Annotated in this window: 11 protein-coding genes, 1 tRNA gene and 1 pseudogene; 3 read left to right on the top strand and 10 right to left on the bottom strand. The window is 65.2% G+C overall.

The window, feature by feature from the left end:
* Nucleotides 1-25: 25 nt before the first annotated feature.
* Both IF803_RS33100 and IF803_RS33095 read left to right on the top strand, forming a co-directional pair.
* Nucleotides 26-1,384, top strand: coding sequence for a hypothetical protein (locus IF803_RS33100; protein ID WP_461195001.1), 1,359 nt, complete (start codon nucleotides 26-28; stop codon nucleotides 1,382-1,384).
* A gap of 38 nt (nucleotides 1,385-1,422) precedes the next feature.
* Nucleotides 1,423-2,148, top strand: a complete 726-nt coding sequence (locus IF803_RS33095) for a formyltransferase family protein (protein WP_461195022.1) — start codon at nucleotides 1,423-1,425, stop codon at nucleotides 2,146-2,148.
* 9 nt (nucleotides 2,149-2,157) lie between these two features.
* Here the strand turns inward: IF803_RS33095 and IF803_RS33090 are convergent, their stop codons facing one another.
* The 3 genes from IF803_RS33090 to IF803_RS33080 all read right to left on the bottom strand — a co-directional run bounded on the left by IF803_RS33090 (nucleotide 2,158) and on the right by IF803_RS33080 (nucleotide 7,646).
* Complete coding sequence (locus IF803_RS33090) at nucleotides 2,158-2,364, bottom strand: hypothetical protein (protein WP_461194999.1); 207 nt, start codon at nucleotides 2,362-2,364, stop codon at nucleotides 2,158-2,160.
* Nucleotides 2,365-2,735: 371 nt separating this feature from the next.
* On the bottom strand, nucleotides 2,736-4,190 hold the full coding sequence (locus IF803_RS33085; protein WP_411784356.1) for a short-chain fatty acid transporter: 1,455 nt from the start codon (nucleotides 4,188-4,190) through the stop codon (nucleotides 2,736-2,738).
* Nucleotides 4,191-4,244: 54 nt separating this feature from the next.
* Nucleotides 4,245-7,646, bottom strand: a complete 3,402-nt coding sequence (locus tag IF803_RS33080) for a molybdopterin-dependent oxidoreductase (RefSeq protein ID WP_461194997.1) — start codon at nucleotides 7,644-7,646, stop codon at nucleotides 4,245-4,247.
* A 146-nt stretch (nucleotides 7,647-7,792) separates the two neighbouring features.
* Between IF803_RS33080 and IF803_RS33075 the strand changes: the two genes are divergently transcribed.
* Nucleotides 7,793-8,470 (top strand): GntR family transcriptional regulator, encoded by a 678-nt coding sequence (locus IF803_RS33075; RefSeq protein ID WP_028340066.1) that lies wholly within the window; start codon nucleotides 7,793-7,795, stop codon nucleotides 8,468-8,470.
* Between the two features lie 36 nt (nucleotides 8,471-8,506).
* On the opposite strand, the gene IF803_RS33070 is transcribed toward IF803_RS33075, so the two are convergent.
* From IF803_RS33070 to IF803_RS33040, 7 genes and pseudogenes are all read right to left on the bottom strand, one after another.
* Complete coding sequence (locus tag IF803_RS33070) at nucleotides 8,507-9,667, bottom strand: acyl-CoA dehydrogenase family protein (RefSeq protein WP_028340065.1); 1,161 nt, start codon at nucleotides 9,665-9,667, stop codon at nucleotides 8,507-8,509.
* Nucleotides 9,668-9,789: 122 nt separating this feature from the next.
* On the bottom strand, nucleotides 9,790-10,557 hold the full coding sequence (locus IF803_RS33065; protein WP_028340064.1) for a crotonase/enoyl-CoA hydratase family protein: 768 nt from the start codon (nucleotides 10,555-10,557) through the stop codon (nucleotides 9,790-9,792).
* 20 nt (nucleotides 10,558-10,577) lie between these two features.
* A complete protein-coding gene (locus IF803_RS33060; RefSeq protein ID WP_028340063.1) occupies nucleotides 10,578-11,360 on the bottom strand; it encodes an SDR family NAD(P)-dependent oxidoreductase in 783 nt (260 codons plus the stop codon).
* Nucleotides 11,361-11,378: 18 nt separating this feature from the next.
* Nucleotides 11,379-12,629, bottom strand: coding sequence for an acetyl-CoA C-acetyltransferase (locus IF803_RS33055; protein ID WP_028340062.1), 1,251 nt, complete (start codon nucleotides 12,627-12,629; stop codon nucleotides 11,379-11,381).
* Nucleotides 12,630-12,851: 222 nt separating this feature from the next.
* Nucleotides 12,852-13,109: pseudogene (locus IF803_RS33050) on the bottom strand (helix-turn-helix domain-containing protein); the annotation flags it as partial.
* 3 nt (nucleotides 13,110-13,112) lie between these two features.
* Nucleotides 13,113-13,517 (bottom strand): hypothetical protein, encoded by a 405-nt coding sequence (locus tag IF803_RS33045; RefSeq protein ID WP_028340060.1) that lies wholly within the window; start codon nucleotides 13,515-13,517, stop codon nucleotides 13,113-13,115.
* 398 nt (nucleotides 13,518-13,915) lie between these two features.
* A tRNA-Lys gene (locus IF803_RS33040) sits at nucleotides 13,916-13,991 on the bottom strand.
* Nucleotides 13,992-14,182 lie beyond the last annotated feature (191 nt).

The raw sequence follows: 14,182 nt of genomic DNA, 5'->3' as shown, positions 1-14,182 counted from the left end.
AAGGTTAACGAGGGGTAGTGCGGGCATGATTTCGGCTGACACGGCGCAAGCGGACGGCTTGCAGACGAACTTCGACCAATTGCTGGCGGCGAACGGCATCCGGATGAGTGCCGCGCAGCGCCGTCGGCTTGCATGGCTGTCGGAGCGGCTCGGACCCGCGGTCCTCCATCAGGCCGGCTCGGTGCCGGCGAGGGACCATGGCGTCATCATCCTCGTCGAGCCGCCAAGCGGCCCCGCCGCCGAGATGCTTTACCGGTCGCTTCGCGCCGGCTGCGCGGTCGTCGTCCCCTTCGGCGAGAATCCCGCCTTCGACTTCCTGAAGAGCAAGCTGACCGACTTCGGAACGATCGGGCCGAGCCCTGATGGCCCGCACGAGATGTGGTGGGGCGGCCTCAATTGGCGCCCGATCGCTCCCGAGGAGGGCTCCCGACCCGATGCATCGCTGCGCGTGGTCTCCTGCTATCCCCGCGCTTGCGGCGACGATCGTGCCCGCGCCCTCCGCGACAAGCTGGCCGAATTCCGGATCGCCTGCGATATCGCACCGATCGACACCGCAGACGGCGAGCGCATGCGCGCAGCCGAGAAATCCGGCTTTATGCTGCGGATGTGGGAACAGCACCGCGAACCGCTGCTCTTCATCGAGGCCGACGCAGTCCTCAGCGAGCCGCCATTGCTGCCATCATACCTTGATTGCGACATCGCGCTCCACAAATGGAACCGGTGGGAAATGTCGGCGCGCACCCTCTATCTCGGCCGTTCGGCCGCCGCCGAAGCGGTGCTGCGCAACTGGCATCACATCGCGAGCGCCTATCCCGCGGTCTGGGAAGGCTATTTGCTCGACCAGGCCTGGAGCCTGACAGCATCGCAGATGGCGCTCGACACCGTCTGGCTGCCGCGCTCATACCACGCTCCGGCCGAAGACGCCGGCACGCCCCGCCACACCACAATCGTTCACAACCTGCCTACCGACAGCAGCGATCTTGGACCGGACGCCGAATTCGGCGTCGCGATGCGGGCCGCGCGGCGCGCCAGCCGCAGCGGCGGCCGTGACGCCATGATCGTAATCCGGTCGCAGGCGGCCTCGAATGATGCGATCACCGTGATCATGCGCGCAATCGCGACCAGCGACGCGCACGAAATGGCTGCCAGCATCGAGGCGGTCACCGGCGCGTTCGCGGCCGATTGCGGCGGGTTCGGCCGGCTCGAGCTCGCACTCTGCCCCTGGCAGGACGATATCCGCGCGGCGAAATCGGCCGCGAAAAGCGCGAACAACCGCATCATCGAGATCGCGCCGTGGCAGACGCTGCCGGCCGACCTGTTCCGCACCGTGGGCCAGTCCCGCGATGCCGGCAGCGTCGTCGTGATGGCCGGGCAGCGCGGCTGATTACCGCCGGAAAGACAGAGCAAGGGAAGGACATCGACATCATGAAGACAATCATCCTTCTTACCGGTGCCGCCAACCAGCAATTCGCGCTCACCGAACTGTTGAAGGCGCACAATCCGGCGCTGTCGTTCCGCTGCGCGGTAACGGCCGACGAGCTCGCCGCGATCGAGCCGGAGGTCTTGCGCGAGGCCCGGCTGTTGGCCTTCACCACCAGCGTCGTCGTGCCGGAGCACATTCTGGCGGCGCTCGGCCACGGCGCCTACAATTTCCATCCCGGCCCGCCGCAATATCCCGGCTGGGCGCCGGCGCATTTCGCGCTCTATGATGGTGCCCGCACCTTCGGCGCGACGGCCCATGTGATGGCCGCGCGCGTCGATTCCGGCCCGATCGTCGGGGTCGAGTCCTTCATCATTCCCGACAAGATCAGCGTACGCGGACTCGAACAGATCGCCTATGTGCGGCTTGCCCATCTGTTCTGGCGGATGTCGCGCAATCTCGCCTGCGATCCCATGCCGCTGGCGGAACTGGAGATCGCCTGGTGCGGAATCAAGAGCACGCGGCGGATGTACCGCGAGATGTGCGAGCTTCCCGCCGGCATCAGCGCCGGCGAGCTGGCGCGTCGGATTCGCGCCTTCCATGACGATTTCCGCGGCATCCCGCTGACCTGCTCGTTGCACGGCATCCGCTTCCAGCTGGCAACGACTGCCACGCAGGCGCCTGAGCCGCCGCAGGTGGTCTCGCCGCCGCTCGCCGCGGCCTCCTGAGCAACGGCCTCAACCGCGCGTCGCACGGCTCCGAACCTCGTGGCGCTGCTGCAAGTGCGCCCTCACCGCACGCTCCGCGGCGCGCGCGGAGCCGAAATAGCCGCCGTCGAGGCCGTCAAAGGCGCGGTCAGAGGAGAAGAAGCAGAAGCCGCGGTTGTCGCTGACGACGATACCGGCGGTGCGATCCGATACTTCGATGACATAGGCTTGGGACATTTGGGCTCGGGACATGCGTGTTCGATCGCCGAATGACGGCGCTCCTGTCTGATTGTCGGGTGCTTTGGATTTGTCGAAGCGATCAACAACAACAGACGCCGGTCGCCGCCGAGACGCAGCGATGCTGCATGCGGCTTCGCATGTCGCACATCAAGCTGCGGTGGTCATGTCTCATTGCGGTAACCTTGGACAACACGGATATCGAGCATCAATATCCAGCCGAACCGCGCCGCGGTCAATGAAATGGCTGACCAAAGATAAGAGCCCGGCGCGACGCCTCATTCGCGATGGGCGGAAAAACAGCACAGTTTTGGTGATGACGGTCGTTGACCGCTGAATTGGCCGGGCACCGGGTGCCCGGCCATGATCGCTCAGGGCAGGATCGGCGGATGATAGGTGAAGGTCGCCATCAGGATCGCCGCCAGCAGCATCACGATCGGAAAGTGGATGAAGAACTGCACCGACGTGTAGCCGATCAGATCCTTCGACTTCAGGCCGAGGATGCCGAGCAGCGGCAGCATCCAGAACGGGTTGATGAAGTTCGGCAGCGTCTCGGCGATGTTGTAGACCATCACCGTCCAGCCGAGATGCGCGCCGATGTCGTTGGCCGCCTTCATGATGTAGGGCGCCTCGATGATCCACTTTCCGCCGGCCGACGGCACGAAGAAGCCGAGCAGCGCCGAATAGATTCCGACCAGGAACGAGAACACGGTGGAATTGCTGGAGGCGCCGACGAACCAGTGTGCGATCGTGTCCGACAGCGTCGTACCGCTGCTGTTCGGGACCTTGGTCAGGATCTGCGCAATGCCGGCGTAGAACGGAAACTGCAACAGCACGCCGGAGACACTCGGCATCGCCTTCGAGAACGACTCGATGAGGCTGCGCGGACGCCAGTGCAGCACGATGCCGAGGATGAGGAAGACGAAGTTATAGGTGTTGAGGCCGGACAACGTGATCAACGGATTGCCCGACTGGAATGTCTGCCACAACCAGCCGGCGGCAAGCACGGCGATCAGGATCGTCAGCAGCGGGCTGAACTCCAGCCAGTCGCCCGGACGCGCCGGCTTCCTGGCCTCGATGCGATCATCGCCAAGCGCAACGCCGAGGTCTTCCGCCGTCTTCGCCTGTTCGGGCGCAGGCGTCGTGAAATAGCAAATCGCGGCGGAGACCACGGTCACCATCACGACGGTGACCATGTTCTGCCAGGTCAGGATGGTTTCCGAGAAACCGATCACGCCGGTGATCGGCAGGAGCGATGCCGGAATGCTGCCGGCATTCGCCTGCAGCTGCGCAGCCGATGACGTGATGCCGAGCGTGAAGCCGCAGCCGAGCCCGAGATAGCCGGCGGCGCCGGCCGCCCGGTAGTCGAGCCTGATGTCGGTGCGCCGTGCGATCTCCCGCACCAGAAGACCCGAGAAGATCAGGCTCAGGCCCCAGTTCAGCAGCGACAGAAAGATGCTGAGCACGCCGACAAAGACCACGGCGCCGCGCCCGGTCTTCGGCACGCTGGCGAGCCGCGCCAGCACGGCCGCCACCGGCGGCGACATCGCCACGACATAGCCGCCGATCGCGACCAGCGCCATCTGCATCGTGAACGGAATCAGGTTCCAGAACCCGTCACCAAACGCGCGGCTTACGGCGAGCGGCGAACCGCCATGCAGGATCGCGCCGATTGCGACCGCAATCACCGCGATCAGGACGAAGACGTAGGCATCCGGAAACCAGCGCTCCGCAAACGCCACCAGGGCTTGCGAAAATCGCGCGATGATGTTGTCCGCGACAGGTTTTCGCAAACTCACGGCTTGATCGTGCGTTGCATTCGTCATCAATCTGATCCCCTTCCGGTAAATGCGGTTACAGCCTTCAATCGTGTTTGGTCATCAAAGCGCGAGCGTGAGATCGGTCAGCGGCACGGCCTGGCAGGCGAGGCACTGTCCCTCGCTGCCATCGACAGGGCCGAGATGGGTAAACTCCCCATCGACGACCTGAACCGCACAGCTTTCGCATTGCCCGACACGGCAGCCGCTCGGCAGCGCGACGCCCGCCGCACCCGCCGCATCAAGCAGCGTCCCCTGCTCCGGCCCCCAGGAAAAACTCTGCGTGCTGCCCGCAAGCCGGATGGTGCGCGGCGCCAGGTTGCTCGGCACCGACGGCGGCGACACGAAGCTTTCGGCAAAAATGTCGAAGCGCGGCACGCCGAGCGCCGTCACGGCCTCGATCTGTGCCGTGACGAATTCCGGCGAGCCGCAGATGTAGACCAGCGGCCGGCGCGCCAACAGCGGCTTGACTGGTCCGAGATCAACCCTCCCCTTGCGCAACGAATGCGAGTCGATCGGGTCCTGCGCGAACGGCGCGGAATAGAACGTCACACGCTTCAGCCCTGGAATACCGGTTTCCAACTCCGCAAGTCGCTCGGCAAACGGATGCTCCCGGCTGCTGCGGCAGCCGTGCAGCAGCAGGATTTCGCCTGCGCGATCTTGTGGTGCGATACCTTGCAGCGTTTCGAGATGGCTCATAAACGGCGTGATGCCGATGCCGGCGGCGACGAAAATTAGGGGCCGCGGCCCCTTCAGCTGCGGCGTGAAGATGCCGCCCGGCGGCTCCAGCACGACCTCGTCTCCGACGGCAAGACGGTGCAGATGATCCGGCATGAAGAACGGCGCGTCGCCACTCGGCGCCTCACTGAAGAAACGTCCCTTCACCGCAATCGACAGCGAACGCGGCAGATCACCGGATCCGGTCAGCGAATAGGCCCGCGCCTCCGTCGCGCCGGGCAGCGAGACCATCACGCGCTGGCCCGGCAGGAAGTCGGGCAGCGGACCACCGTCAAGCGGCAGCAGGTTGAGCGCGATGACATTATCTGCCTCGGCGCGGCGCGCGCCGATCTTGAACCGCCGCTGACCGCTCCACAGGCCACGACTGGCAATTCCGTCGCGCCTGATATCGCAGACGATCGCGCGCAACGGGACGGACCCGCTGACCGGATCGCGCGCATCGTCGTGCAGCACGGCGTTGATGTTGCGGGTGTGGATGCCTGCCGGCGCGGAACGTTCGCGGCCGAGCGGCGGACAGTCCTCCCACCAACCGAATTCGGCGACGACAACCCGATCGTCGAGCGCCGCATTGAGGCGCACCTTCAGGCGCACGGCACCGCCATGCGTTTCCACCACGGCCCAGTCGCCTTCGGCAAGGCCGCGCCGCTCGGCGAGCTGCGGACTGATCTCGACGGCCGGATCGGGCGACTTGCGCCGCAGCGAGGCGACGTGCCGATAAGAGGAGTGAACGAACCAGCCGCTCTTGGCAGTGGAAAGCACGAGCGGAAAGCGTGCGTCCGGCGCTGCCGTGAGCGGGCTGCCGACCGGCTCGACGTGGTCGGGCAAGGGATCATACCCGTGTCCCAGCATCAGTTCGGAATAAAGCTCGACGCGGCGCGTCGGCGTCGCGAATCCGGCAACCGTTCGGTCCTCGCGCGCCACGGCGTATTTTTCGTCGCGGAAGATCTGCGGGAAGCGGCGGCCTTCGGGGTGCGCGCGCAGATCCTCGACACCGATGCCGAGCGGCGCGAGCTGATAGTTCCAGCCGGCCGTGATGTCGCCGCCGAAGAACAAATCGCCCATCCCGAGCCTGAGCGCGAGCGCGGCGGCGATCTCGTAATCGGCCTTCACTGCGCCGACCGGCTCGACCATGCGCGGGCGAAACTGCACGGTCTCGACGGCTTCCTGCGTGATCTCGAATCCAATCTTGAGCGCATCGCGCTCCCACGGCGTGCTGGCGGGCAGCACGAAATCGGCGCTCTCCGCAGTCGGGTTCATGAACATGTCGATATGGACCTGGAACTCCAGCGCGTTCAGCGCGGCGCGGTTGCGCTCGGAATGGCCCTGCGAGACGACGAAGTTGGTGCCGAAGGCGACCAGCGCGCGCACCCGGTAGGGCTCGCCGTCGAGCACGGCCCTGCTGAAATCGCGCGCCGTGATCCAGCCCTTGGCCGGCGGGCCGAGCGGCAATTCGGCAATGCCCAGCGCCTTTGCCTGCTGCTCCGGCGACAGGATATTGTAGTCGTTGAGGGCACGGGTCGGCGGCGGCACCGACCAGCGATTGCCGCCGGGCCGATCGCAAGCGCCGGTCAGCGCATACAACGTCGCAATCGTGCGCTCGATCGCGGTCGCGTTGGTGTGCTGGCCGACGCCGGTCCAGGAATGATAGGCGAGCCGCGGCCGGCGAGCGAGCAGCGTGTTGAACGCGTCGACGTCCTCGACAGGAAGCCAGGTCAGCTCCGCGACGCGTTCCGGCGTGTAAGGCGCGGCTCGCTCGACGAGCAGTTCGAACGCAGTTGCCGCCGCTATCATCCGGCCGTCGCGTGCCCGGACCTGCAGCGCGCCACGCAGCTGGCCACAGCTCTCCGGCGCGTAACGCGTGTCGCAAGGCACGGGCGCGCCCGACGCATCGAGACGAACGAAAGCCTCCGGCGCGCCATCCGGCCACAATGCGTCGGCGCGCAGGAAGCGTCCGGTCGCACGATCGACCAGCAGCGATCCATTGGTCCATGCGTTGACGAAATCCGCATCGAAGCTGCCGGCCGCGATGAGGTGACGGATCGCCCCCATTGCGAGCGCGCCATCGGCACCCGGGCGAATGCGCAGCCACAGATCGGCCTGCTGCCCCGAGCCGTTCGGCTTGGGATCGACCACCACGACCTTGGCGCCGCGACGCCGCGCATCGGCGATCCGCGTTGCCTGGGCGAGCCAGGTTCGCGCCGGATTGTGGCCCCACAGGATAATCGCATCGGCATTGTCGTAGTCGGGAAAGCCGATGCCGCGGCCGAAGGTCAGCGCGTGCGCATAGTCCTTGTGCCAACCGCAGATCTCGACCGCATAGATCAGGTTCGGGCTGCCGAAGCCGCGGATGAAGCGCTCGACCCACTCGAAACTGTCGACCATCGGCGTGCCGCTCGGCGTGGTGACGCCGAACGCCACCGCCTCGGCGCCGCTCTCCGCGCGGATCGCACCGAGCCGGGCGGCGATCTCGGTCAACGCCTCGTCCCACGACACCTCGACCCAGCCCGGATCGGCGGCGCCGCGCGGCTGGGTTCGCTTGAGCGGGACGGTAAGCCGGCGCGGGCTGGCGACGATTTCGGGCGCCGCCCTGCCCTTGGCGCAAAGCGCGCCGCCGGTCGGGTGGTTATTTAATACCTCTACCCCGACAAGGCGCCCATCCTCGACCACGGTGACGGCACCGCAGCGCGAGCGACAAAGCGTGCAATAGCCGGGCAGCCGCTGTTTCACCGCCGTCTCACCTATCCCAGTCAATCCATGTGACGCATTTTTGTAATGCGTTACACATTTACGTCATACGCTACCGGCCGCGTCAAGGCTAAGTAATAATCAGCGACGAATCGGAGTTCCCAGCGAGAGGGCGGCCACGACCACCGATGGACCAGAATTTGCGAGAACAAGTGCTGCAGCGGGTGCGGGCCGAGATCATTTCCGGGCAGAGCCTTCCGGGCACGATGTATTCGGTGCCGAGTCTCGCGGCGAGCCTCGGCGTCTCCTCGACGCCGGTACGCGAAGCGCTGCTCGAGCTCAGCCGCGGCGGTCTGGTCGAGCCGATGCGCAACCGCGGCTTCAAGGTGGTCGAGCCGACTCTGACCGAGTTGCGCAACCTGTTCGACATGCGCGAGGTACTCGAGCTCCACGCCGCCGTGCTGGTCGCCGCCAATCCGCCAAAGGATCTGGCAGTCGTGCGCGGCTGGGCCGACCAGATCGCCAAGGCCGTCGAGACCGACGACGTCCAGCTCTATCTGGAAGCCGACCGCAACTATCATCGCGAGTTCATCGCGGCCGCCGGCAACGACCTGCTGACCGACACGGTGATGGGCCTGCGCGACAAGATGCGGCTCTACGGCATCAGCTCCCGCGCCGGCCACGAGCGGCAGCAAGCGTCAGTGCCTGAGCACTACCGGTTGATCGAGCTCGCGCTCGCCGGCGAGACCGAGGCGCTGACCACCCTGCTCCGCACTCACATCCGCTCCTGGGAGCCGATCTTCGTCGATGCATTGCTGCGCTCGAAGGAGCATGCGCGCGAACCGCTGCGGCAGGCCCGCGGCTGACGCGGGCGGACGCAGCTAGCCGGTCGTGGTGAACGGCTAGTCCAGAATGCTCTTGTAGTGCTCCGAGAAGACATCGCGGCCGATGATCAGCCGCATCACTTCGGAGCTTCCAGCCAGGATTCGATTGACGCGCGCATCGGTGAACATGCGGCTGATCGGATATTCGTCCATGTATCCCGCGCCGCCGTGCAGCTGGACGCCAAGATCGAGCATCTTCCACTCGACCTCCGACGACATCATCTTGGCCTTGGCGCCCATGTTGCTGGTCAGGCGTCCGGCATTGTGCTCGGTCACGCAGTGATCGACATAGACCTGCACGAGATCGATTTCGGCATCCACCTCCGCCATGCGGAACTGGGTGTTCTGCTGTTCGGCGAGCGGCCGGCCGAACAATTTGCGGTCCATCACGTAAGCGCGCGTGATGTCGAACGCCTTGCGGCCGTTGGCGATCGATCCGACCGCGGAGATCAACCGCTCCTCGGCAAGGCCTTCCATCAGATAGTAGAAGCCCCTGCCGGGTTCTCCCAGCACGTTGGCCTTGGGCACCTTCACATTGTTGAAAAACAGTTCGGCTGTGTCCTGCGCCGGCATGCCCATCTTCTTGAGATTGCGGCCGCGCTCAAAACCTTCCATGCCGCGCTCGACGATCAGGAGCACCATGGCATGCTTCTTCTCGGCGCCCGCGAGCTTGGCCGCGACGATCACCACGTCGCAATTGATGCCGTTGGAAATATAGGTCTTCGAGCCATTGAGCAGGAAATGATCGCCCTTGTCTTCCGCCGTCGTCCGCATGCCAGCAAGATCCGAGCCCGCGCCCGGCTCGGTCATCGCGATCGCCAGGATCGTCTCGCCGCTGACGCATTTCGGCAGGAATCGGTCGCGCTGCTCCTCGGTGCCGAAGCGCTTGAAATAAGGACCGACCAAGCGGCTGTGCAGCGTGTTGTACCAGCCCTTGCAGCCGGATCGCGCAGTCTCCTCAATGATGATCTGCTCGTAGCGGAAGTCCTCGTCGCCCATTCCGCCATATTTTTCCTCGGGCCAGATCATCAGGAAGCCGAGGTCGCCGGCCTTCTTGAACGCGCTGCGGTCGACGATGCCGGCCTCCCGCCATTCCTCCATATGGGGCGCAATCTCGCTGGCGAGAAACTTGCGGTAGGAGCCGCGGAAGATGACCTGGTCTTCGGTAAAGCTACGCATCAATCACCTAATAGCGCTGTCATGGAAACCGCCGGCATACGCTGAGGCACCGGTACAAAAAATTGGAGCGCCGGTTCTGCTGCAATCAAAACCGACGCTCCGTCACCGAAACAGGCGATGCCCTACTTGCCCTTCCAGTTCGGCGGGCGTTTTTCCGCAAAGGCAGCCGCGCCCTCGCGGGCATCCTCGGATACGAAGACAGGACCGACGATCTCCTGCTGCCTTTTCCACATCTCATCTTCCGGCCAGAGCCGGGATTCGACGATCACCTGCTTGGATGCCTTTACGGCGAGCGGGCCGTTGGCACCAATCGCTGCCGCGAGCTCGAGCGCCGCGTCGAGCGCCGGTCCATCGGTCAAACGGTTGATGATGCCGAGCTGGTAGGCACGCTCCGCGCCGAAGAACTCGCCCGTCAATGCGAACTCCATCGCCACACGGAACGGCATCTGGCGCGGCATGCGGATCAGACCGCCGGCCGCGGCGGCCAGCCCGCGCTTCACCTCGGGGATCCCGAACTTGGCGTTGCGGTTGGCGACGATCATGTCGCACGACAGCGCGATCTCCATCCCGCCGGCGAGCGCGTAGCCGTCGACAGCCGCGATCAGCGGCTTCTTCGGCGGCGCCTCGGTCAGGCCGGCGAAGCCGCGGCCGGGGATCGATGGCCGCTCGCCTTTCAAGAACCCCTTGAGGTCCATGCCCGAGCAGAATGTGCCGCCGGCGCCGGTGATGATGCCGACGCTCAGGGAGTCGTCGGCGTCGAGCCGGTCGATCGCCGCGGCCACGCCCTTGGAGAGGGCGAGGTTGGCCGCATTCTTCGCTTCCGGCCGGTTCAGGGTGATGATCAGGATCGGTCCGCGGACTTCAGTGAGGACCGGAGTTTCTTCGGACATCGCTTTCGTCTCCTGATCGCTTAACGCGGAGCCATGCGGATGGCGCCGTCGAGACGGACGTCTTCACCGTTGAAGTAGCCGTTGGTGATCATGGTCAGCGCCAGCTGCGCATATTCCTCCGGCATGCCGAGACGCTTCGGGAACGGCACCGACGCGCTGAGCGCGGCCTTGACGTTCTCCGGGGCGCCCTGCAGCAGCGGGGTGTTGAAGATGCCCGGCAGGATGGTGTTGACGCGGATGCCTTCGGCCATCAGGTCGCGCGCGATCGGCAGGGTCATGCCGACCACGCCGGCCTTCGAGGCCGAATAAGCCGCCTGCCCCATCTGGCCATCCTCGGCCGCGACCGAGGCCGTGTTGACGACCGCGCCACGCTCGCCGTGCTCCAGCGGGGACAGCGACAGCATGCCCTGCGCCGACTTGGCGATGCAGCGGAAGGTGCCGACGAGGTTGATCTGGATGATGCGGTTGAAGGCGTCGATCGGGAAGTGGGTGGGCTCGCCGGTCTTCTTGTCGCGGCCCGCGGTCTTCACCGCGTTGCCGGTGCCGGCGCAGTTCACCAAGATGCGCTCCTGGCCATGCGCAGCGCGGGCCTTGGCGAAGCCCGCATCGACCTGCTCGTCCGAGGTGACGTCGACCTTGCAGAACACGCCGCCGATTTCCTTGGCGATGGCCTCACCCTTCTCTTCGTTGAAGTCGAAGATCGCGACTTTCACGCCTTGCGCAGCGAGCGCGCGCGAGGTGGCAGCACCAAGGCCGGAAGCGCCGCCGGTGACGACGGCGGCGACCGATGAATCGAGTTTCATGGCAATATCCTTTCGCGATCAGATGCGTTCGATGATGATGGCCGGCGCCATGCCGCCGGCGGCACACATGGTGACTAGGCCATAACGTCCGCCGCTCCGCTCGAGTTCGTCGAGCGCCGTGCCGATCAGGATCGATCCGGTCGCGCCGATCGGGTGGCCGAGCGCGATCGAGCCGCCATTGATGTTGACCTTCTCGCGGTCCAGCTCGAGGTCGCGGATGAATTTCTCGGCGACGACCGCGAAGGCCTCGTTGATCTCCCAGACGTCGATGTCGTTCTTGGTCAGGCCGGCCTTGGCGAGAACCTTCTTGGCCGCCGGAACCGGCGCGTTGAGCATCAAGGTCGGGTCGTCACCCTGGTTGGCATAGGCCACGATGCGGCCGCGCGGCTTGAGGCCGTGCTTCTCGGCATATGCCTTCGAGGTGATCAGCACCGCGGCGGCGCCGTCCACCACGCCCGAGCTGTTGCCGGCATGGTGCACGCCCTTCCACTCCAGGTCCGGGTAGCGGCGCTGGATCTGCTTCTTGAACGTCGTGCCGTTGCCGAGATCGAAATCCGCAAGCTGCTCGAAGCTCGGCTTCAGCGAAGCAAGGCCTTCAGCCGTGGTCTCCGGGCGCGGGAATTCTTCGCGATTGAGGGCGACGCTGCCGTCGTCGTTAAGGACGGGGATCACCGACTTGGCGAAGCGGCCTTGATCGATGGCCCGCTTGGCGCGCTGCTGGCTCGTCAGCGCCAAGGCATCGCAAGCCTCGCGGCTGATCCCCTCGCGCGTCGCGATGGCGTCGCCGCACACGCCCTGGTGCGACTGCGGGTGAATCTCGTCGAGCGCCGGATTGCCCGAACCCATCATCCGCGCCGGCTGCCCGGCCTTGGAGCGCTCGGCTGCGAGGGTCTGTTGATAGCTCATCATCTCGGTGCCGCCGGCGATGACGCAATCTTCCATCCCCGACATCACGGACGCTGCCGCGAGGTTCACCGACGTGATGCCGCCGCCGCAGAAACGATCCAGCGTCGTGCCGCTGGCGTTGATATCGTAGCCCGCCGCGAGCGCCGACATGCGTCCGAGATCGCCGCCCTGCTTGCCTTCCTGAGTCGATGTCGACCAGATGATGTCATCGACGGTCGACGTGTCGAGCTTGTTGCGCTCCTTGAGCGCGCCGAGCACCGTCGCGGCCAGATGCTGCGGATGCAGGTGCGACAGCGCCCCCTTGCCCGGCTTGCCGATGCCCCGCGGCGTGCGAACAGCGTCAATGATGTATGCTTCAGACATGCGTTTCCCTTTGCTTCGAATGTTTCGTTAGTTTGCGCTCGTGCCGATGATCCCAACCGTTTCCGCGAGGCGTCAACGGTGTGGCGTCACCGCAAGCGGCTCGGCAATTGAGTTGCGCTGATCTTCGAAGTACCCGAAGCGCGGCACCTGCCGGAGTTGCTGCTCGTCGGCGCAGACAGGCTTATCGCAACCCTGCGCAAACAACGGCGCGCCGGCCGGGGCGGCGTGGGGACCGAGAGCATATTTCTGCTCCTGCGGCAGATAGATCAGCTGGCCGATCTGGGTAAGCGTCAAGGTGAGACGGGACACCGTCGATCGGGGAAGACCGCAGCGATCGGCGATTTCGCGATTTCCCAGGCGTATGCTTCGACCTTCGAAGCAACGCACGATGTCGAATGCGCGCGACACCACCTGGATCACGCGCCGGTTGTCCGTGCCGGCGGTCTCTTGTGCCATCAGTACCTCAGATCGACGTCCCATCGTTTACGCCTCACTCCTCATTTTCCATACGGGTGAACGAAGCCCACTCTGCTTCGAGCGGCCGACGCCGATCCGCGACATCACGGCCGGGCGCGCAACGCTCGCGCGCGCGAACTGATGTGCGGGATTTGGCGGCAGGGGCCCGCGGCGTGCACCGCGTGGGCGATTGCAGCGGTGCTGCACAGCTTGTTCCGGGATCGACGGTCTGACGCGATGGCCGGTCGCTCCGGCGTTCGGTCCGCCCGCGGTGATCACGCCGACGCTGCGCGCGGCAACGCGTGCGGTCTGGTCACTCTCAGCCTGTTCGAGAGCGCTGCGCACGGAATGCAGGAACACCTGGTTTTCCAGCCAAGTGAAGCCGCGACCGCGCGGGGCAAGCAGCTTCGGATGTCTCTGGCCGGCCGGCATCAGGCGGATTCTTTCCCTAGGGTTTTGCGCTTTAATTAATTGATTAATTAGTCAGGTGATTAAAGTGGGCGCTCTCCGCTGTCAACCGCCCTCGCCGCAGGGCGCCCCGCGCTCAGCCCGCACCTTCACCCGAACGCCTGTCAGCGCAGTGATCAGGGATTCGTCGTGATGAACTTCGTCAAATTCAGTCCGCCGCCGAACGGTGATCGACATTCCACACGCGATAGCGGACATGCCCCGACAATTTGCTGACCGGTGCGAAACGCACGCGCAAGCATAAGAGCAGGGATCAGGCAGCGGCGTGAGGAAGCAAGGAAGCAGGCAATAGCGGTTGTCGGAACAGACACGACCGCTGGCCGGGATGGCCGTTACGAGGGCGAACCTAAGCTATGAAAGCTTGGTGGGCGCACCAGGGCTCGAACCTGGGACCCGCTGATTAAGAGTCAGCTGCTCTACCAACTGAGCTATGCGCCCGGAACTTGTCCGGAAATGACCCTCGCAAGAGAGCGGTCGTTTAGCAAAGCGATTCCCCGATGTCCAGCAAGCTCGAGCAAGTTTTCCCGACTTTCTGACAACCGAAAGGCCGCCGGAATCCGGCGGTCTTTCATAGGCTTGGCGAGGGCGGCGGCGGACGGCGCTCAGAGGCGGCCGGAGCGCTCCTGATC

The sequence above is a fragment of the Bradyrhizobium sp. UFLA06-06 genome (genome assembly GCF_054820065.1).
This window is presented reverse-complemented; position numbering and strand designations above follow the sequence as displayed.